The organism is Rhizobium changzhiense, from assembly GCF_013087625.1.
In the GTDB taxonomy this organism is placed as follows: domain Bacteria; phylum Pseudomonadota; class Alphaproteobacteria; order Rhizobiales; family Rhizobiaceae; genus Rhizobium; species Rhizobium sophorae.
In genome coordinates this window covers 1-20,332 of the sequence record NZ_JABFCQ010000007.1, presented here as the reverse complement: position 1 = coordinate 20,332, position 20,332 = coordinate 1, and the positions used below count along the sequence as shown (strand labels likewise).

General features: G+C 57.5%; 16 protein-coding genes and 2 pseudogenes. 13 read left to right on the top strand and 5 right to left on the bottom strand.

The features are described from left to right. Window positions 1-544: 544 nt before the first annotated feature. Entirely contained in the window at window positions 545-1,870 is a 1,326-nt protein-coding gene (locus tag G9X68_RS27590) for an O-antigen ligase family protein (protein ID WP_171605090.1), read from the top strand. Then, window positions 1,867-3,996, top strand: coding sequence for a right-handed parallel beta-helix repeat-containing protein (locus G9X68_RS27585; protein WP_171605089.1), 2,130 nt, complete (start codon window positions 1,867-1,869; stop codon window positions 3,994-3,996). Before G9X68_RS27590 ends, G9X68_RS27585 begins: the two co-directional genes overlap by 4 nt. Window positions 3,997-4,041: 45 nt before the next feature. Here the strand turns inward: G9X68_RS27585 and G9X68_RS27580 are convergent, their stop codons facing one another. The 4 genes and pseudogenes from G9X68_RS27580 to G9X68_RS27565 form a co-directional block, all read right to left on the bottom strand. Next, window positions 4,042-4,281 carry a hypothetical protein gene (locus G9X68_RS27580; protein WP_171605076.1) on the bottom strand — a complete coding sequence of 80 codons (240 nt, stop codon included), beginning with the start codon at window positions 4,279-4,281 and terminating at the stop codon, window positions 4,042-4,044. A 98-nt stretch (window positions 4,282-4,379) separates the two neighbouring features. Continuing rightward, entirely contained in the window at window positions 4,380-6,608 is a 2,229-nt protein-coding gene (locus G9X68_RS27575; protein ID WP_171605088.1) for a choice-of-anchor Q domain-containing protein, read from the bottom strand. Between the two features lie 488 nt (window positions 6,609-7,096). Then, complete coding sequence (locus G9X68_RS27570; protein ID WP_171605087.1) at window positions 7,097-7,282, bottom strand: hypothetical protein; 186 nt, start codon at window positions 7,280-7,282, stop codon at window positions 7,097-7,099. Window positions 7,283-7,355: 73 nt separating this feature from the next. Next, window positions 7,356-7,553, bottom strand: a pseudogene (locus G9X68_RS27565) (transposase); the annotation flags it as partial. Between the two features lie 225 nt (window positions 7,554-7,778). Between G9X68_RS27565 and G9X68_RS27560 the strand changes: the two are divergent. Genes G9X68_RS27560 through G9X68_RS27545 form a run of 4 tightly spaced genes read left to right on the top strand, consistent with a single transcriptional unit; the run spans window position 7,779 to window position 13,079 of the window. Next, window positions 7,779-8,645 (top strand): WecB/TagA/CpsF family glycosyltransferase, encoded by an 867-nt coding sequence (locus tag G9X68_RS27560; RefSeq protein WP_171605086.1) that lies wholly within the window; start codon window positions 7,779-7,781, stop codon window positions 8,643-8,645. Window positions 8,646-8,650: 5 nt separating this feature from the next. Then, complete coding sequence (locus G9X68_RS27555) at window positions 8,651-10,144, top strand: sugar transferase (RefSeq protein ID WP_171605085.1); 1,494 nt, start codon at window positions 8,651-8,653, stop codon at window positions 10,142-10,144. A 45-nt stretch (window positions 10,145-10,189) separates the two neighbouring features. Beyond that, complete coding sequence (locus G9X68_RS27550; protein WP_171605084.1) at window positions 10,190-11,233, top strand: UDP-glucuronic acid decarboxylase family protein; 1,044 nt, start codon at window positions 10,190-10,192, stop codon at window positions 11,231-11,233. Window positions 11,234-11,237: 4 nt separating this feature from the next. Then, a complete protein-coding gene (locus tag G9X68_RS27545) occupies window positions 11,238-13,079 on the top strand; it encodes a glycosyltransferase family protein (RefSeq protein WP_171605083.1) in 1,842 nt (613 codons plus the stop codon). A 178-nt stretch (window positions 13,080-13,257) separates the two neighbouring features. Here G9X68_RS27545 and G9X68_RS27540 read toward each other — a convergent pair whose 3' ends face one another. Then, a complete protein-coding gene (locus G9X68_RS27540; protein ID WP_171605082.1) occupies window positions 13,258-14,034 on the bottom strand; it encodes a response regulator transcription factor in 777 nt (258 codons plus the stop codon). 553 nt (window positions 14,035-14,587) lie between these two features. On the opposite strand from G9X68_RS27540, the gene G9X68_RS27535 reads away from it, so the two are divergent. The 7 genes and pseudogenes from G9X68_RS27535 to G9X68_RS31675 all read left to right on the top strand — a co-directional run. Beyond that, window positions 14,588-15,094: an acyltransferase gene (locus G9X68_RS27535; protein ID WP_171605286.1), complete on the top strand. Its 507-nt coding sequence runs from the start codon at window positions 14,588-14,590 to the stop codon at window positions 15,092-15,094. Beyond that, window positions 15,091-16,128, top strand: a complete 1,038-nt coding sequence (locus tag G9X68_RS27530) for a Gfo/Idh/MocA family protein (protein ID WP_171605081.1) — start codon at window positions 15,091-15,093, stop codon at window positions 16,126-16,128. Before G9X68_RS27535 ends, G9X68_RS27530 begins: the two co-directional genes overlap by 4 nt. After that, window positions 16,125-17,228 (top strand): DegT/DnrJ/EryC1/StrS family aminotransferase, encoded by a 1,104-nt coding sequence (locus G9X68_RS27525; RefSeq protein WP_171605080.1) that lies wholly within the window; start codon window positions 16,125-16,127, stop codon window positions 17,226-17,228. Before G9X68_RS27530 ends, G9X68_RS27525 begins: the two co-directional genes overlap by 4 nt. Next, complete coding sequence (locus tag G9X68_RS27520) at window positions 17,218-17,937, top strand: acyltransferase (RefSeq protein ID WP_171605079.1); 720 nt, start codon at window positions 17,218-17,220, stop codon at window positions 17,935-17,937. The genes G9X68_RS27525 and G9X68_RS27520 overlap by 11 nt, the downstream gene beginning before the upstream one ends. Further along, complete coding sequence (locus G9X68_RS27515) at window positions 17,934-18,908, top strand: NAD-dependent epimerase/dehydratase family protein (RefSeq protein ID WP_062941749.1); 975 nt, start codon at window positions 17,934-17,936, stop codon at window positions 18,906-18,908. The genes G9X68_RS27520 and G9X68_RS27515 overlap by 4 nt, the downstream gene beginning before the upstream one ends. Continuing rightward, window positions 18,905-20,119 carry a DegT/DnrJ/EryC1/StrS family aminotransferase gene (locus G9X68_RS27510; protein ID WP_171605078.1) on the top strand — a complete coding sequence of 405 codons (1,215 nt, stop codon included), beginning with the start codon at window positions 18,905-18,907 and terminating at the stop codon, window positions 20,117-20,119. The genes G9X68_RS27515 and G9X68_RS27510 overlap by 4 nt, the downstream gene beginning before the upstream one ends. Window positions 20,120-20,127: 8 nt before the next feature. Further along, window positions 20,128-20,332: pseudogene (locus tag G9X68_RS31675) on the top strand (hypothetical protein); the annotation flags it as partial.

Sequence of the window (20,332 nt, the reverse complement as noted above, 5' to 3'; positions counted from 1 at the left end):
TGGCAGCGCGAATTGATGGAAGGAGTTCTGCTCGATCAGGATTTCGCCTTGAGCCGGTAGGGTCACCGCCGACAACGCCGCAACGCGTGACGCTCCCTTTATGCAACGTACAAAACCAGGACCATGACGCAGAACCATTGCAATCCCAACCCTTCTAAGCGTCACCTGCCAACAGCCGGCTGCGCCAGAATTATTGCCTCACTTCACCGGAAACTGCGGCTCAGCGCGACGTGCTTCGCGGTATGCTTTCATCGTCAAGCTACCGATGATTGGTCACAGGTTACATCTCCTCTTATGGGCAATGTCGTAGGCCCCAGCACCAACTTTTGGAGGAGGGGTAGACCGTAAGCTTAATCCAAACAACGTCCTTGGATGGTGGGTATGGACGTTAGGCTTAGCCCCGCCTTCGTTTGTGTTGGTTGACCGGGGATGTGGCGGGATGATTGTTCGTTGGTAAGCAGCGCAGCTATGAAAGGGGACGCATGTCTTTCCAAATTGCCGCGATCAACAACCTCTCATATGTCCAAGCAAGTCGGGACGGGTAATGAGAGCGTACACGCTTAGAACAGCAAATGGGCCGACTGTCAGTTGGCGGGCAATAGAGTGCTGGGGCGCCGGCCTATGCCTTTTTCTTCAGACAGGCGCGCTTTTCCCGCTCATGCTGGCGGATGCCGACGGAGGCCTTAGCGATCATGCCAGGTCTATATTGCGTCTGCTTTGTTTACCCGTATACGGGTTTACATTGCTGATGCTGGCACGAAATTTTCCGCAATTCATCACAGCGCTCAAGCGAAATTGGCTTGTCCCGCTGATGGTCGCCATGCCCTTCATGTCTGTCTTCTGGTCGGTTGGCCCGTCGACGACTTTCAGGCGTGCCATCGGCCTGCTCTTCACCGTTCTTCTGGCTTATGTGTTGGCGATACGCTTTACACCGAGGCAGTTACTTCTCATTGCATTTGCGACCTTCGGTGCATGTATCGTCCTCAGCCTGTTGATTTTTCTAGTGTCACCGGGGCTCGCTCGCATGCCCACGGACAGCGCGGTGCGCGGCATATTCATCCACAAGAACAGTCTTGGTTGGTACGCCGGCATGATGATACTGGTGTCGACCGCCGTAATAATGGACGGTAACCGAGGCTTGCGGCGAACCGCTTTGATCTTGCTGATGGCGGGCGGGGCTTGTCTCTTCCTTTCCGGATCGATGACCGCGACAATTGCGACGGTATCGGCATATTGCCTGATCGGGTTCTACTCCGTGTTGCAGCGACTCCGTGGCATCAGTCGCATCGTCTTCATCTTGTTTTTTGTTCAAATGTTCGTCGGGATCCTGCTTTTGCTTCGCGAATTCCTGGTCCCATTCCTTGAGGCTCTTGGCAAGGATGCCACTTTGACGGGCCGAGTGCCCTTGTGGGAACTGGTCGATGGTCAGATCGCCGATCATCTGCTGCTCGGCTTCGGCTACCAGGCGTTTTGGACAGAGGCGAACCCCGAAGCCTGGATTATCTGGGCAAAGATCCAATGGATGGCTCCCCACGCCCATAATGGTTTCCGCGATACGCTGCTGAGCTTCGGAATAAGCGGAATGACTTTGTTCGCTCTGATGCTCTTGCAGGCACTCCGCCAAGGGGCGGCCCTCCAATGCGGGGACCCGCGTTGTGGCTGGCTCTGGCTGAACGTCTTCACGGTTGTGATTTTGGTGATGAACCTGACCGAGACAATCTTCCTGATCCAGAACGATGCCATTTTCATTCTGTTCACAACGGCCATCATCATGTTCTCTCTATACAAGCCTGTTGTTGTTTCGACGGCCCCCGGCCGGCAACTGCGAGCGCCGGCCCGCAGCCCAACGGCGGAGCTGCAAATCTCATGAGGCTGCGCTTCGCACCGATCTTGAGCATTTCGCTTGCGATGCTCTTTCCGCAGCCGAGCAAGCTCGCCCCGGTGAGCCCGGACGCAGATGCGCCCGACAGGCTGCGGACGGCGGTCAGGGATGCAACCTGCGCGGAAGCTTCGCCGGCGACCTTTTCGGACAAGCTGAAGGGGACTTCACTGAGCAACATATTGACCGGAGCATCCGCGGCCCGGGCAGTATTCTATGTCTCTCCCGAGGGCAAAGACACCTGGAGCGGGCACCTTCCTAAAGCAAATTCTCGGCGTACAGACGGTCCTTTTGCAAGTATTGAAAGAGCGCGGGATGCTGCGCGCCAGAAGGGCGGCCAGAATACGATCGCAATGGGCAATGGGGATTACTATCTTGCTGAACCGATAGTCTTCGATGCTCGCGATGCGGGACTGGTCATCGCGGCGAGATGCAACGAGGCGCCGGTTCTGCACGGTGGCCCGATCGTTCGCAATTGGACGGCGCAGGCCGATGGTCGCTGGAAGGCGTCACTGAAGCTGCCTGCGGGCCGGGATGTGGGCGATCTTTTCGTCAGCGGCGCGCGCCAGACGCAGGCTCGTTTTCCCAACGCTCCACCCGATGGAGACCCGCGCAAAGGGTGGCTTTTCGCGGCTAAGTGCACGCAGGACGACGAATTATGGCATGGTAACACGCGTTTTTGCTTCCATGCCGGCGATCTTCCGATCTCAAAAAATGCAGCAGGCCTTGTCGCCCACATCGTCGGTGGTTTTCACCCCGGCAGCCAGTGGGGCAGTGACACCCTCCCAGTGGTTTCAATCGACGCCGCGAACCGGGCGATAAATACCCGAGGCACCGGCTATTTCTTCACCGCAGAAGGCAGCCGCTATTTTCTGGCCGGGGCGGCGGCGCTGCTCGATGCGCCCGGGGAGTGGTGGTATGACCGCACCAAGGGTCAACTCGATTATATCCCGACCGATGGGCTACCAACCAGTTCTACGGTTGTGGCCGGCATCCTGCCGACCTTCTTCAGGCTGGATGGAGCCGACGGTATGGTTATATCCGGGCTCCGGTTTCGGGATGGGGATCCGCAGGGCAGCGGCAAGTTCGGTACCGACACCAGAAGCTTTGGGGCCATACGGCTCGATCACTCGGACGGTGTTCGGCTGCTTGGCAACTCCATCGACAATGTCGGCGTCGGCATCCATGTTTCCGAGAGCAAAGATGTCTTGATTGCCGGCAACGTGATTGGAGATGTGGCTGGCAACGGTATTTACGTTGGCACGACCTATGGCAGCTTCGGCAGATCCGACGGTGCCAGAATCCTGTCGAACCATATTCATGACATCGGAAGGGTCTACTTTGAAACCGCGGGGATATGGTTCCAGGCGACAGACAGTATCAGGATCGCCCACAACCTGGTCGAAAATACTGCGCAGTTCGGTATCGCCGGCGGCTCACTGTGGGGAGCACAAGACGCAGTCCACGACGCAGTCATCGAACATAACGAGATCCGCAACGCCAATCAGCAGACGGCAGATGGCGGTGCCATCAAGCTGATGGGCGAGCAGGCTGACCTCCTGAACAGCAGCATCCGCTACAATCTGATCACCGGGACAGGTCAACTTATGAACAGGGCCGATGGGACGTTTTGGCCTTTCGGATATGAAAATATCAATGAATGGCCGACTCCCATCAGTTGGGCGATCTACACCGATGGCAAGGCCAGTGGTGTGCGCATCGAAGGAAATACGCTGTCGGACAATATATCGGCGATCGGCATCAACGGCGGCTGGAGCAACTTGGTGACGGGAAACGTTATCACGCACGGATCGGGCGCGGCTTTTCGCGTTGATGACGGTACGGGCAGGGGTTGGCGTCCGTCATGGGCACGTCCTAATCGTATCGAGAGCAATATCGTGTCGATCGACAGTAGCAACGGGCTTGCAGCCTATGTCTACGCTCCTGACCATGGGCCTGGATACGTGCAGTTCGCGCATAACCGCTACGCCGGCAATTTGAACGACAAGAGCTTCCGAATACATCCGAGTGTCATGCCTTCGGGAGAATTTGGCAGTTTACAGGATCTTCAGAAGGCTGGGGCGGACACCGAAAGCGTAGTCGCGCCGCCCGAGTAACAAAAGGGCGCCGCGACGAGCGGTGTTCCCGGGGCGTTCCGGTGGTCACTGGCGAGATCTGCCCGAGCGGCTTGGGAAGGCGATGAGGAAATTGGCCCAGCCCCAGACGACATTCGCCGTCGGCGAGGCGAGCTTTGCCCCTTGCGCGAAGGGGATGCGGAAGCGCCTGCCGCTGACCCCGTTGACGAAATGCGGAATGCCGTTGGTCAGAAATGCCGCGGCGATGAAATGGATGATAGGCGATCCAGGGCAAAGGTTTCTCCGTTGCGGCCTGAGTGGCGTCAACAGACAATGTGGCCGGGTTTTTCGTGCCGGCAAGAGGAGAGACACGATTGCCCGTGACGCTGTAGGCCCGCCGCCTGAAAGGCGACGGGCCGACCTGGTTAGACAAGCAGGAAATCTTTGAAGTGAAGTGCTGCGGAATTATCGAGATCCGCGACATGGACGGCCGCGCCCGCTGCGCTCCCATCCGCGTCATAGGATAGAATGCCGCTCTTCTGATCGTAGATCAGCTTGTCATCAGCCTCCAGCGCTTTTGTTCCCAGAACGAAATTCTCGTCCGAAAATTTGGATAGGCTGAGCGTGGTGAAAATCGAATGATCGAGCATCAGCTTGTCGCCCGCCGCGGAGGAAAAATCCCGGATCTTGTCGACGCTGATATTGTCGGGCTTCACATTGAAGACGAAGGTATCGCCGCCGCCGCCGCCGGTCAGAATGTCCGCGCCGGCTTTTCCGAACAGCTTGTCGTTGCCGAGTCCGCCGTTCAGCTTGTCCGCGCCGGCCCCGCTATCGAGAACGTTGCTGCCGCTATTTCCGGTCAGCACGTCGTTGTAGCTGGAGCCAGTCAAGTTTTCGATGCTGACGAACTTGTCACCGGCGGCATGCCCGCCCGTTGCGGCCCCAGTCGCCAAGTTGACGTTGACCGCGCCGGAGCCCGCATAGCCCGCCGTGTCGTTGTCGGCACCACCATTGATGACGTCCCCGCCGGCGCCGCCGCTGAGTTTGTCCGCGCCAGCCCCACCATTGAGAACGTTGCTGCCGCCATTCCCGCCGGTCAGCACGTCGTTGTAGCTGGAGCCAGTCAAGTTTTCGATGCTGGCGATCTTGTCACCGGTGGCCTGCCCGCCCGATGCGGCCTTGGTCGCCAAATTGACGCTGACCGCCCCGGAGCCCGCATAGCTGGCCGTGTCGGTACCATTACCGCCGTCGAGCACGTCCGCGCCGGCGCCGCCCTTCAACACGTCACTACCGCCGAGACCCTTGAAGGTTTCGTTGCCGCCGTTGGACTGACCGGTGTGTGGCAGGATGTCGTTGCCGTTGGTGCCGATGTATGCCTTCGTCGGAGTGGTTGGCGTTCCCGGTTGTGTCGGTGTGGTTGGCGTCCCCGGATTAGTCGGCGTGGTTGGCGTTCCCGGTACCGCGCTGGAGCTCGATTCGTAGGCACCCATGTCGACAGTTCCAACGACGCGAGCGTGGCCGTCGAGATCGACCGACCCGACGCCGTACTTGGCGGTTCCGCTGTCGATCGCCGCCGAGCCGGAGCCGAGGTGGAAGTTGTCGCTCGCAGCCCCCGAGAATTTCGGGTCGACGCCGAGCTTGTTGCCGTTCGCCGCGCTCGGCATAGCGTTGCCGCCGTCGGTCTTGACCGATGCCTGGCCGGCCGTGCCGTTGTAGGTGATGTTGTTGGCCCAGACGACGTTGTCGTTGGTATAGCCGCCGGTCGACGTGTTATCGATCGCAGTGTTGTTCTTGTTAACCGATGGGTCCGCTACGGCGATGTTGTTGACCCAGGTGTTGTTGCTCGACTGCGAGTTGCTGAGCTCACCGCGCCAGGTGCCGCTGTTCTGCGGGTCCTGATTGTTGTGGTATGCGGTGTTGTTTTTCACCGTGACGGAGTCGCTCCAGGTAACTTGGATGCCTTTGCCGCCGTTCTCGTAGACGAGGTTATTGTCGACCAGGGTCTTGAACGTGTAGTTCGGATGACCGCTCGTCTGCGTGCTCTGGAAATCGTCGATGATGATGCCGTTGCCATCGGTGTGCTCACCCGACTTGGTGACGTTGTCGTGCGAGATGTTGTCCCGCACAATCGTACGGTAGCCGTCGGTCGAGGTATCGCCGGTGATGTTCCGGTTTTGGTAGATCGAGATGCCCGAGAACCAGCCTGACGACGCGTTATTGTAGGTCTCGTTCCCTTCAATGCGGATGAAATCCGACCAGTTGAACTGAATGCCCGACTCCCCGCTGTCGTGGACCTTGTTGTTGAGAACTGAGACGTGGTGGACATTGTTCGCTTCGATGCCGTCGCCTTTGGCGCCGCCGATGTCAAAGCCGTCGATTGTCACGTAGTTGGCGTTGACACTGATCGCGTTCCACGAGCCCGCGGGCGGCCGGATCAGCGCCCCGCCGGGCACTTCCGAGCGCAGCGTGATGTCGGCTGCCGCCGAGCCGTCTTTGTCGATGTTAATAGCTTCGTTGTAGGTCCCCGCCTTCACCACGACCTCGTCGCCGGGCCTAAGGTTCGCCGACATCGCCTCGCTGATCGTGCGGAAGGGAGAGGAGGCACTGCCGTTACCGCCGTTGCTGCCAGTCGTCGCTACGTAGTATGTTGTCATGGTCTTGTTCCTCAACCCCCGCCCGTTAATATCTGTGGTTAATCCAGCGTTACGGCGGCAGGTTATAGGGCGACATTTTTGAGGGCGCAACAGCAACGCAACAGTAAGTGCTTGAGAAGCATAGCCTTATTGCTGCCACAATATCCGGATCGATCCAAAGTTACGTTTTGAAATATTTGGTGAATTTCGAGTCGCCCAAAATGTGGCAGTATTAATATCTCGCTTGCCGCGAGTTATTCTTTCTGCAACCAGAGCGACATGCATCCATTGAAAACTTTAGAAAAACCTGGTGGGCGTGGCTGGATTGCTCCCGCCAAATGCGGAATCGACATTTTTTTCTGAATTCGGCAATTTTGGGCAGCATTGCCTTACGATTGGTGCTGATCGAGATGGTAATGGGAGGTCCACCGTATCGATTCGACCAACCCATTGCTCAGCATTTCATGCGCCACCGCTTTCCCGCGGAGATCATCGCGCATGCGATGTGACTACGCTTTCCGTTTCTGCTGAGCCTGCCTTATGTCGACGATCTGCTTGCCGAGCGTAGTATCGATGTCTCGCTCCAGACCGTGTTTGAGCGGGGCGACCAAGTTCGACCGCTGGTGCGAGACCTCGGGACGCAGCTTGCTCCGTTGGCTGACCCGGCTTGGATCGATCCGGTGTGCAAGATGCATGCGCCATATTCATCGCATAAGCGGGCCGCCCCGCAGGGTTTTCTCGCCGCGTTGTAAAGAAGCATATCGACGATTTTAGCCATATTGCGATTGCGGCGAGCCTGACGAACCCCCTGAAGTTCACGAGCAGGTTGTCGTATCGGGTTGCGACGCGTCGAGACTGTTTGAGCTTGCCGAAGAAGCGCTCGATGCGATTGCGTTCCTTGTAGAGGTTTGCATCGTAGGCGCGCTGGACTTTTCGGTTGCGCTCTGGCGGGATGACGACCTGCGTCCGGCCTTGCCGAGGTCAAACCGCTCTTTCGGGACAGCGCTCATCAAAAAGAGCAACGTGGCAAGCCGTGGGGTACATAGCCTTACTTCGAATATGTAACCTATCTCGGCGTAAGACGTAGAAACATGAAGTCTCTTCTACGTCCAACAGTTGGAAACGCAAGTATGGAGGCAATCGTCCTGGCGGCATATTCTTATGACAGTTTAGATCGCGAAAGCGCAGGTCATGAGAAAGCAATCAGCAGACGGCAGCCAAGATTCAGTTCTCAATCAAACGAGTCCTTTGGAATGGATTAATGTACTTGGTGTTCGCATTTCGGCAGTTAATCTCAAAAGCGCGACTGGATTTATTCAAAAAGCGATCGAAGACGGCAGGAAGGAATATGTGTGCGTTCGCGACGCACACGGCGTTGTCCGATGTCAAAATGATCCCGAGCTCCGGTCGATACATAACCGGGCTTTCCTCGTAACTCCTGATGGCATGCCGTTGGTATGGGCCTTGAAGCGTGCTGGTCATGCCGAAAGCGACAGGGTCTATGGACCGGATCTCATGTTATCCGTTTTCGATTCCGGCAGCTCCAAGGGCTTGCGCCACTTCCTTTATGGCGCAACGGCCGAAACGCTCGAACAGCTGCAGGCGCGCCTTCTCGCAAAATTTCCGCAAGCACGGATCGTCGGCTCCTATGCGCCTCCTTTTCGCAACCTGTCGACGTGGGAGGAAACGGAAATTGCTGACCGGCTCAATCGATCGGGCGCCGATATCATCTGGGTCGGGCTGAGCAGTCCCAAGCAGGAACTCTGGATGGCGCGCATGCGTGATCGTCTGGAAGCATCGATGCTCATCGGAGTCGGAGCCGCATTCGATTTCCACGCCGGCCTCAAGCGGCAGGCTCCAAGGATCATTCAAAGAAGCGGCTTCGAATGGGCGTTTCGTCTTTTATGCGAGCCACGACGGCTGTGGCGGCGCTATGCGCTCGTCGTGCCGACCTTCATCTCACTGACGGCATTCCAGAGACTGGGGCTTCGGAAGTTTCCGATCGAAGACGCGGTTTTTGGATCAAGCGCGCCAAAAGCAGCAGCTGTAAAGGTGTAGCCATCATGTCCTTATTTGCGTCGACAGAAATGACACCGCGTCCGTCGAAGGCAGCCACATCAAATGATATGACGGCGCGGGCGATTCCGGCAGGTTCTGTGCCACCCATAGCAGCTAAGGCCGCCGATCCCTTTGACCGGGCAGGGCCGAATATGCCCGTCGCACTACGGCGTCGGCTTCCTCGGCTCGCAACCTCGTCCTTTCTGGTCGCCGGCGACATTGCGGGCTATTTGATTGCCTATTTTGTTCTCCTGTCCTTTCTCCCCAGTGGTTTGGAAGGCACGCTAGCGGAGCGTACGTTCACGATCGCAGCACTTGCCGCGATTATTCTTTACGCATCGGCCGGCCTCTATCCTGGATACCGGTTGCATGACCATGAACATCTGCGGCGGCGCAGTGTAGCTGCCGTCAAGGTGGCTGTCCTGGCGGCGTTTGGAGCAATTATCCTGCCGGAGGGGGAAGGACTGCTGCTTGCCGTCATTGGGTTCCTCGCTCTCGGGCTGATTGTTCAGCCATTTGTGCATTGGCTTGCACGGGGCCTGTGCTGGAAGCTTGGAGTCTGGGGCGAGCGCGCGGTTGTCATAGGGGCACACAACCTTACTCCCGCTCTCGTGACCCACTTCAAGGACCACTGGCAGTATGGCATCAGGCCGGAGCCCTTTTTCCCCGATACTTTGGAGACATTGCCCGATGGCAGGCCTTCCATTGCCGTGGTTGCGGCCGAAACAGGCTCGCTTATACCCGATTTGGCGGTGATGCGTCGGAAGTTTGCCGAAGTCATCTTGCTGTCCGACACGCCGAGCCTCAAGGTAAGCGGACTGCGACCTGCGGATGTCGGCGGAGAGATCGGTATTCGCCTCGCCACTGGTGAGAATTCAGTGAACTCGGATCTGGTTCGCCGGATCCTCGATCTCGCAATCGCCATCCCTGCAATGATCGTGGTCGCGCCATTCATCGCGTTTGCAGCGGCCGCAATCTATGCCATTGATCCGGGCCCCGTCTTCTTCCGGCACACCAGGGAAGGGCGGTCCGGCAAGCCTGTGCACGTTCTGAAATTGAGGACGATGTATCAGGATGCGGAACAGCGCCTTGAAGCACTGTTCCAAGACAACCCGACTATGCGCGCCGAGTGGTTGAGCCACTTCAAGCTCAGAGACGATCCGCGCGTCCTTCCGGTTATAGGACATATGCTGCGCTCTTCGAGCATCGATGAGCTGCCGCAATTGGCAAACATCATTGCGGGCGAGATGGCCATCGTCGGACCGCGTCCGTTTCCTGAATATCACCTCCTGGCTATGGACGGCGAATTTCGAGCCAAGCGCCGTTCCGTCACGCCGGGGCTCACCGGCCTTTGGCAAATATCCGAACGAAGCAATGCGGATATCGAGCTGCAGCAGCAACTCGACGAGTTCTACATCGACAACCGGTCCCTGTGGTTCGACTGCCAAATTCTTCTCAGCACAATCCCTGCGCTCTTCAAGCGCAGGGGAGCCTACTAACCATCCTCGCTTCCGCGAGGCAACCGTCAACAACGGAGCACACCAATGCACGGACAAAAGCGAGTTATGGTAACCGGCGGCACCGGATTTCTGGGATCATTCCTGTGTGAGAGGCTTTTGCGAGAGGGCAATGACGTTCTCTGCGTGGACAATTACTACACCGGTTCGCGCGACAATGTACTGCACCTTCTCGACGATCCCCGCTTTGAGATTCTTCGCCACGACATCACCTTCCCGCTTTATGTGGAGGTCGACGAGATCTACAACCTCGCCTGCCCAGCATCTCCGGTCCACTATCAATTCGATCCCGTGCAGACCGTGAAGACCAATGTGCACGGGGCCATCAATATGCTCGGCCTGGCCAAACGCACCAAGGCGAAGATCTTCCAGGCATCCACGAGCGAAGTTTATGGCGATCCGGCAGTCCACCCGCAGCCGGAGGAGTATCGGGGCAGTGTCAATCCCATAGGCCCGCGGGCATGTTATGACGAAGGCAAGCGGTGTGCCGAAACGTTGTTCTTCGACTATCATCGTCAGTATGGCGTGGAAATCCGGGTGGCGCGGATCTTCAACACCTACGGTCCGCGCATGCAGACCAATGACGGCCGCGTCGTCTCCAATTTCATCGTTCAGGCGCTTCGAAACGAGCCGATCACCATCTTCGGGAACGGCACGCAAACGCGCTCCTTCTGCTATGTAGACGACCTGATCGACGGCTTTATCCGTCTGATGGGCGCGCCCGCTGGGGTCACAGGCCCCATCAATCTCGGCAACCCCGGAGAATTCCAGGTCCGAGAATTGGCAGAAATGGTGGTCGAAATGACCGGATCGAAGTCCGGCATCGTCTTCAAGGATCTGCCAGTTGACGATCCGACACAGCGCAAGCCCGATATCAGCCGCGCAACGCAACAACTGGGCTGGCAGCCGAAGGTGAACCTTCGTGAGGGGCTTGAGAGAACGATCGCTTATTTCGAGTGGAAGCTTTCCGGCGGCGCAAGGAACTGGCCCAGCGCCAAGTCCTCGCAAGAGGCTTATCCGCATCTGGCGGCCGCGAACGTCGAGCTCCCTGCTCCTGAAGCCATTCGATAGGGACATGAATAGCAACGTTAATGATCGAAAGCCGCGGCTCGTTTTTTTTCAATGGGACCATCAGCCCAATGCGACCGCGGCCGGTTACCTGCTGCTGCACATGCAGCAGCAGGTCAAATGCCTCGCAACACATTTCGATGTCGTCGTCATTAACCGTGACTGCGACTATGCAGAGATATGCGACAGGTACGAGCCGGATCTGACGCTGTTTGAAAGCGGTTATCGGTCGCATGGGTCGCGTCGGATAAAAATCACCAACACCAACACCCATGTCGCCGTTCCGAAGCTTGGCCTTCATAACGCCGACGCATGGTGCGATCGACGCGCGGGCTTCCTTTCCGATATGGAGCAGTGGGGCATCGAGGCGTATTTCGCGATCGCAACGATGGCTCCGGAATATATGCCGGCGGTGAAGGAGAATCTGTTCGTCTGGCCAAATTTCATCGATCCCGAAGTCTACCACGACTATGGCCAGCATAAGGTCATCCCGGCCATGCTCACAGGTCAGGCCTACGGCCTTTATCCCTGGCGACAGACGGTCTTTCCGATGATCCGCGACCGTTACCCCTGCCTGGTCTCGCCGCAACACGCCTATGAGAGCAAGCTGGCTTCCCAGCTCCTGTCTGGAGTGGCTTATGCGCGCGCGCTCAACGCGAGCCTCATCGTCCCCACATGCGGCACCATGGGCGGCGAGGTCGTACGCAAGCACTTCGAGATTCCCGGGGCAAATGCCTGTCTCGCGACCGAACGCACGGCGGCAGTAGAGGCAGCCGGCTTTGTCGACATGGAAAACTGTGTCTTTGTTGACGGCCACAACGTGGTCGAGCGACTAGATTACCTTTTTGCCCATCCCGACGAAATACGGCGTATCACGACAGCCGGTTACAGTTTGATCCATTCGTGTCATACACTGAGCCACAGGCCGCAAATATATCAGTGGTTCATGCTGAACAAGGGCCTGCAGTTCGGCGAAAAGATCATCCAGTCCGGCCCCTTCGGCGATCTTACAAAGGTCCAGCGGATCTCCAAGCAAGAGAGCGTCCATGTCGTGGGGGAAGCGAGCGATCGCGCTTTGCTGAAGCAGGGCGACTTGCTTCTCGAGCAGGGCAGGGTGGAGGAAGCCAAGCAGTGCTACGCGCGCTGCCTGGACTATGTATCCTACCTGCCCGAAGCCAAATTCCGTCTTGCCATCTGTGCATTGCAGGAGGGCGACGCCGAGCGCGCTTATGACCTTCTGGTGGACCTGGTCAAGGTGACCATGACCGAATATGGGGCACTCAACCCGGATCCGGTCGAGTGGGCGTACTTCCTTCTCGCTTTGATCTGCAGAGGCCAGTTTGAGCGGGCGCGGAGGCTGCAAGATTTCTATCCATCTCTATCCCACGACGAATTCAGGCGCGCGCGCCTCGTCATCGCGCAACTCGGTGGCTCAGGCGATGAAGTCGTGTCGGGACGGTATGGCAAGGATCGAAAAAGCATTCATCAGATTCCCGATCGGAGCGATTCCGAGTGGCTTGCATGGTTCTCCGATATTCTTGAGCGCTGTCAGCAGCCAGATCTTGCAAATGTTCTTCGTCACGCTCCCGTCGGCGAAAGCAGCGCCGGCGAGAAAGTAACATTTCTACACTTCAAACGTGATGCTGGTTGGCGTCTGCGACTATATTCAGGCGTCGATGGCCTGATGGTCAGACTGCGCCTGAATGGCCTGCGGCCGAATGTACCGCCGCTGCCTGAATTCCGATATTTCTGGCATCTTGCGCGCGGTCTGGTCCCCCATTCGCAGAGAGGCCCGTTGCGCAGGATCCGAACGGCGCTTTCCAGGCTTCCTATGGGCACCGGCAATTAGCTGTAGGAAAATCGCACATGCAGACCGCCTCACCTGGAGAGGCGTGCATGACAAACTTCCCGGGTGAGGCTGAAGATGCAATCGCGGACTCGGTGGCGTATTTGCCGTGCAGCCACCGAGGATGTTTAGAGCGAGAATGCGCTTGTGATGCGATGCAAGATCTGATCGGCCGACCGCATCAGCACAGGCTGCTTGCCGCAGAACTGCCCGAAAGAAAAAGATCGTTGAGCTTGAATACGACTTCCGTTCGGTTCGTCGCTTTGACCTTTTTCATAATATTGCGAACATGCACCTTTACGGTGCTTTCTCGCAGGTTGAGCTCATAAGCGATAATTTTGTTTGCCTTTCCGCGTCGGAGCGCCTCCACGACTTCGACCTGACGATCCGTGAATATGCCGGATAGGGGGCGTGCGGTCGAATTGCTCGAGTCCAGCAAGTGACGCATGGCGAACAGGGCGCTTGCAGGCACAAAAATTCCTCCTGCCACCGACAGCGCGATCAGCTCCATACAGACGCTGACGCTGACTGAGGCGGGTATGAACCCTTTGGCTCCGTACTCAAGTGCCCTAACGATTTGACCGAAATCGTCGCTATCGGCCAATACGATGAGTGGCGTCGATGCGAATTCCGACGAAAGCTTCCGGATTTGCTCCGAAACGGTCGGTTCATCGATCTTTTTGCCGCCGACGTTCAAGAGGATTGCCGAAAGCGGAGGATATTCATCGCGCTTCTGCTTCCACTCCTCAATTGATCCAAAAGCCAGAATCTGCAAATCCGCTTTCTGGGCAGCCATGCATTGCGCCAGGCATTGACGATCGAGCTCACGATTATCGAGAATGACAAGAGAATGCGTGTGTCTTCCCGGCACGGCAGATGTGTTCGGATTATCTATCCTGAGGGGAAGAGCTACGTTCTCCTGCCTGAGGTCCAAATTCGGTACAAGTGCTGAATTCACAGCTTCACCCTCCCCTAACACGTTACGCTCAACTACGACCCGAGTACCAACCCCTCTCAATTCGGGGGTTTTAGGAAACTCTAAAGTAGGAATCGAATACCACAATTCGCGGAACGTTACAGTAGCTAATATAGGCTAAGTAGCGCGCAACTTCCGTAATAAGTCGGAAATAGAAGGATAAATCTGAAGTAGTCTTGCGCGTTACTAGATAGTTTACAGGATAAACTACATCGTTACACCGTAGCTTGCGACGAGCCACTAAATGCATGGAAACAATCGCAGTCTCCGGCGTAGGGCCGGCCACGGATTCGGCAGGAGAGCCCGCCACCAACGTTGGTCGCCGTATGATTAAAGGCGTAAGTCGTCATAAGTAGATACGCCTTTAGGTGAATAACCTTAAACGTTTTGTTTCTTTACTCAGATACAGAAAACAATTCTCTTTGGACTGTAGAAAAATATTAGTCCTGTCGGTGTGAAACCTTGGGCGCAATCAAGCGATTGTTTGTTTCAACTGAAAGTCTGGACCTGTTCAAGAGTAGGGGGTTTTGCAGGGATGATTGCATCAAACGTCACGCTGGATGACGGCACCATTATCCACCATCCAGACCTTGTAAATCTTTACGGCTGCACGATCGGCGCGGGAACGCGCATCGGCACCTTCGTCGAGATTCAGAAAAACGTCCTGGTCGGAAAAAGCTGCAAGATCTCCAGCCATTCCTTCCTCTGCGAGGGCGTGACGCTGGAAGACGGCGTTTTCATTGGCCACGGGGTCATGTTTACGAACGACATATATCCGCGCGCCGTCAATCCGGATAGCAGCCTTCAGACCGAAGCCGACTGGGCTGTCATCCCTACTCTGGTCAAGCGCCACGCGTCGATTGGCAGCAACGCCACCATTCTGCCTGGCGTCATCATCGGAGAAGCCGCACAGGTCGGCGCCGGCGCGGTTGTAACCAAGGATGTGCCCGACGGCGCCATTGTTGTCGGCGTTCCGGCCAGGATCATCGGTCGCGTTCATGACCGATCAGTCAACATGCAAGCGCTGGGAGAAGTGCAATGATCGGTATCGCCGTTGTTGGGTATGGGTACTGGGGCCCGAATCTGGTTCGTAACATCTCGGAAGCGGCCGGCGCGCAGCTCATTTCAGTCTGTGATCTCAATGTCGAACGGTTGGCGGCTGTCAAAAGCCGCTACCCCGCAGTGACGATCACCGATGATTTCGAGGAAGTGCTGCGTGATCCAAGAGTGGATGCCATCGCTATCGCGACGCCGGTCTTCACCCATTTCAAGCTCGCAATGCAGGCTATGATGGCCGGAAAGCATGTCTTCGTCGAAAAGCCGATGGCATCGACGACGGAGGAAGCCTCGCGGATGGTCGAAGAGGCCACACGCCGACGCCTTGTGCTGGCGGTGGATCATACCTTCGTCCACACCGGCGCCGTCCGCAAGATGCGCGAACTGGTCGAGAACGGCTTGGGCGACATGTATTACTATGACTCGGTTCGGGTCAATTTGGGGCTCTTTCAGCATGATGTCAGCGTCATCTGGGACCTCGCGGTGCATGATCTCTCCATCCTGGACCATGTTGTGCAGGAAAGGCCGGTGGCTGTTTCAGCGACAGGCATGAGCCATGTACTCGGCGAGCCGGAAAACATCGCCTATCTGACGCTCTTCTTCGAAAGCAAGCTCATCGCACACATCCACGTCAATTGGCTGGCGCCGGTCAAGGTGCGCCGCACGCTGATCGGCGGCAGCAACAAGATGATCGTCTACGACGATCTGGAGCCCAGCGAAAAAATCAAGGTCTACGACAAGGGCATCACGCTGAACCCCAATTCTCAGGCTTATGGCGAGAAAGTGCATCAGATGATGGTCGGCTACCGCAGCGGCGACATGTGGGCGCCCAAGCTCGATATGACCGAAGCACTGAAACGCGAACTGGATCAGTTCGTCGAGTGTATCGAGCAGAATTCGCGGCCCATTACGGACGGCCATGCCGGCCTGCGCGTCGTTCGCATTCTGGAAGCAGCAAGCCGGTCGTTAGCCCAGCGCGGTCGCATCATCGAGCTCGAAGAGGCAAGGCGCATCGCATGATCCCGTTCCTGGACATTAAGGCACAATATCAATCAATCAAGGGTGAGATCGACGCCGCCGTGCTCGGCGTCCTCGCCTCGGGACAGTACGTATTGGGCGACGAGGTCGCGCATTTCGAGCAGGAATTCGCAGACTATTGCAACGTCAAGCATGCGATAGCCGTCAACACCGGAACGAGCGCCTTGCATCTTGCCCTCCTTGCGGCCGGCGTTGGCCCTGGCGATGAGGTCATGACGGTGCCATTCACGTTCGTCGCAACCGTGTCGGCGATCTGCTACACGGGCGCACAACCCGTATTCGTCGATGTTGAGCCCGTGACACTCACGATGGATCCGGCTGAGGTCGAGGCAAAGATTACGCCCCGGACCAAGGCCATTGTTCCCGTCCATCTCTACGGTCAAATGGCCGATATGGACGCGATCAAGGCAATTGCCGACCGCCACGGGATACCGGTCATCGAAGACGCCTGCCAGGCCCATGGGGCGCAATACAAAGGCCACCGCGCCGGCAGTATCGGCGTATCCGGCTGCTTCAGCTTCTATCCGGGCAAAAACCTCGGCGCCTGCGGCGAGGGGGGTATAGTCGTTACCAATGACGATGATCAGGCCAAGACGATGCGCATGCTGCGAGACTGGGGTCAGGAGCAACGCTATCACCATCTGCTGAAAGGCTTTAACTATCGCATGGACGCCCTTCAAGGCGCGATCCTGCGTGTCAAGCTCGGGCACCTTGAAGACTGGACCGAGGCGCGTCGCAGTCTTGCGCGCCGCTACTCCTCGCTGCTTGCCGGATTGACGGATTTGACAATCCCTGTCGAAGCAGCCGACCGGCGTCACGTCTATCATGTCTATGCCATAAGAAGCCGTGATCGCGATGGGCTTCAACGCCTGCTCAGCGCGGAAGGCATTCCGTCCGGGCTCCATTATCCCATCCCTGTTCATCTGCAGAAAGCCCATGCCGACCTTGGTTACCAGGCCGGGGACTTCCCTGTTTCGGAAGCCGCCGCACGGGAGGTCCTCTCGCTGCCGATCTATCCAGAGATGCCTGTACGACACGTTGACCAGGTGGCCGCCGTGCTGGAGTACGCCTATGTCAGTTAACCGCCCAGGCGAGGCTCGACTGGTGCAGGCCGTCCATGGTCGCCATGAAAGACCGGCAGATCCTGACTACCAAACTGGGTTGGTCGAAGAGCTCAGGCAATCATACGGGCGCGCTGGCCTGATAGACCTCTACGGTCGTTTCGCCACAGGCGACGGGGTCGTCGACACTCTGATGCGGAAAGCCATTTGGCAAGCGATCGCGCGGAGCTGCGGCACGGGACTGCAGGTTGCGGGCGGCGCCGGTTTCAAACATCCGGAAACGTTTGAAATCGGCAATGGCGTGTTCATCGGCGCCCAGGCCTATATCCAGGGACGCTTCGACGGCACTTGCGTGATCGGCGACAATGTCTGGATCGGCCCGATGGCCTATTTCGACGCACGCGACCTGGTTATCGAGGATTGTGTCGGCTGGGGTCCTGGCGCCAAAGTGCTTGGGTCGACCCATACGGCACTGCCGGTGGATGTGCCGATCATTCGCACGGATCTCGAAATCAAGCCGGTCCGCATCGGCGCATGGGCCGATATTGGAACGAACGCAACAATTCTTCCCGGCGTGAGCATCGGGAAGGGGGCGATCGTCGGAGCGGGCGCAGTCGTTGTTTCCGATGTCGAACCGTTTTCAGTCGTGGCGGGCGTGCCGGCGAAGTTCATACGCTGGCGCACGGAAGCCGATGCTGTGCTAGATATATCGCATGGAGGAAGATCGTGAGAGATCAACGGGTACTCATTACCGGCGGAGCCGGCCTGATCGGGTCGCATATCGCCGATCTCGTCGCATTGGAGAAGCCGCGCGAGATTATCATCCTCGACAACTTCGTGCGCGGGCGCCGGGACAATCTCAGCACGGCAATAGGTGGCGGGTCCGTCAACATCATCGAGGGAGATATCCGTGATAGAGCGTTGCTGGCGAAAACCTTCGAGGGCGTAGACATCGTCTTTCACCAGGCGGCCATCCGCATCACGCAATGCGCGGAAGACCCACGGCTTGCCTTCGATGTGCTGGCCGAGGGCACGTTCAACGTTCTCGAAGCTGCCGTAAAGGCCGGTGTGTCGAAGGTCGTCGCTGCTTCTTCAGCCTCTGTTCTGGGTTTGGCCGAGAGCTTTCCGACCACCGAAGCGCATCATCCCTATAATAACAGGACGATCTACGGCGCGGCCAAGACGTTTAACGAAGGGCTGCTTCGCAGCTTTGCGGAGATGTACGGCCTGCGCTATGTGGCGCTGCGCTATTTCAACGTATACGGGCCGCGGATGGACGTCTACGGCGCCTATACCGAAGTGTTGATCCGCTGGATGGAGCGTCTGGCGACCGGAATGCCACCCCTCATCTATGGAGACGGCAGCCAGACGATGGACTTCGTCGATGCACGTGACATCGCCCGGGCAAACCTGCTGGCTGCGAAGAGCGATGTCACCGATGAAGTATTCAATGTCGCGAGCGGCGAGGAAATAAGCCTCCTGCAACTTGCGCAGATGCTGAGCAGCATCATGGGGGTCTCACTCGAACCGCAGCACAAAGAAGCCCGCACGGTCAACGGCGTAACCCGTCGTCTTGCCGATATCAGCAAGGCCGAGAAACTCCTGGGCTTCAAAGCGGAAATATCGATGGAACAAGGGCTTCGTGATCTTGTCGCCTGGTGGCAGATGAAGACCGCTGCGGCAGGAGGGCAAGCTGCATGAGCCCGTCTCTATCAACGATTCCGGTCGCCAAGCCCGTCCTCGGAGAAGAGGAGGCTGAGGCCGCGCGCCGCGTTATTCTGTCAGGATGGGTAACGCAGGGACCGGAAGTCGCGGCCTTCGAGGGCGAATTCGCAGCCTTTGTCGGCGCTGCACATGCCTGCGCCGTTTCAAACTGCACGACCGCACTGCATCTCGCCTTGATGGCGGTCGATGTCGGTGCCGGCGATGAAGTCATCACGGTCAGCCATTCGTTCATCGCCACCGCGAACGCTGTTCGATACTGCAATGCGGTGCCCGTCTTCGTCGACATCGAAGCAGATGGTTACAATATCGACCCCAGCCTGATCGAAGCAGCCATCACGCCCCGCACCAAGGCAATCCTATGTGTGCATCAGCTTGGCATGCCTTGCGATCTCCGTTCGATAGTGGAGATCGGCAAGCGCCATCAGCTGCCGGTCATCGAAGATGCGGCATGCGCGACGGGAAGCGAAATCCAGTGGGACGGGCGTTGGGAAAAGATCGGCAAGCCGCATGGCGACATTGCCTGTTTCTCCTTCCATCCCCGGAAGGTCGTCACGACAGGTGATGGTGGCATGTTGACCACCGCCAATCCCGAATATGATCGAAAATTCCGGCTGTGGCGTCAGCATGGCATGAGCGTTACCGATGCTGTTCGCCATGGCTCGAAACAGGTGATTTTCGAAGACTATGACGAATTGGGCTACAACTACCGTATGACCGACCTTCAGGCTGCCGTCGGAAGGGAACAGTTGCGGCGGCTGCCGGGGCTGATTGCGCAGCGCAGGCGGCTCGCCGAGCAATATTGTGAGCGCCTGTCTTCGATCCCTGGGCTCTCACCGGTCGAGCCGCATTGGGCTTGTAGCAATTGGCAGAGCTTTTGCGTGAGATTGCCTGATGCTGTCGACCAAAGGGCGGTCATGCAGGCACTGCTCGATCAAGGGATCTCGACCCGACGCGGTGTGATGAACATTCATCTAGAAGGTGCCTATTCCGACCATAGTTCTCATCGTGCTGCGACAAGCCTGAAGCGAAGCGTGGCCGCGCAGCGGCAAACGATAGTCCTGCCGCTTTATGCCCAGATGACGGATCTCGACATCGTCAGGGTTGTCGAAGCACTTCGAAGCTCATTGGCTGAGGCTGCCGGCATACCCGCCGCCGCACAGCACGATCGGGACATCGCTCTTGTGTGATGTCTTGATTGCGTGATGCAATCTTCGTTGTGCCGCAGGGCCATTTTTTGTTATTTTCCTGGTCAGATTGCAGCATTCTGTTGGCTCAAATGGAGTCGGATGATCGACCGGCCGGCCGCGTCGTAGCCCAGCTCTACGGCCAAGCCGGCCGGTCGATCAGCCGGCCCGTTTCAGCCAACCCGAAGGGCCGGGCATCTTTCCGCCAGGATCAAA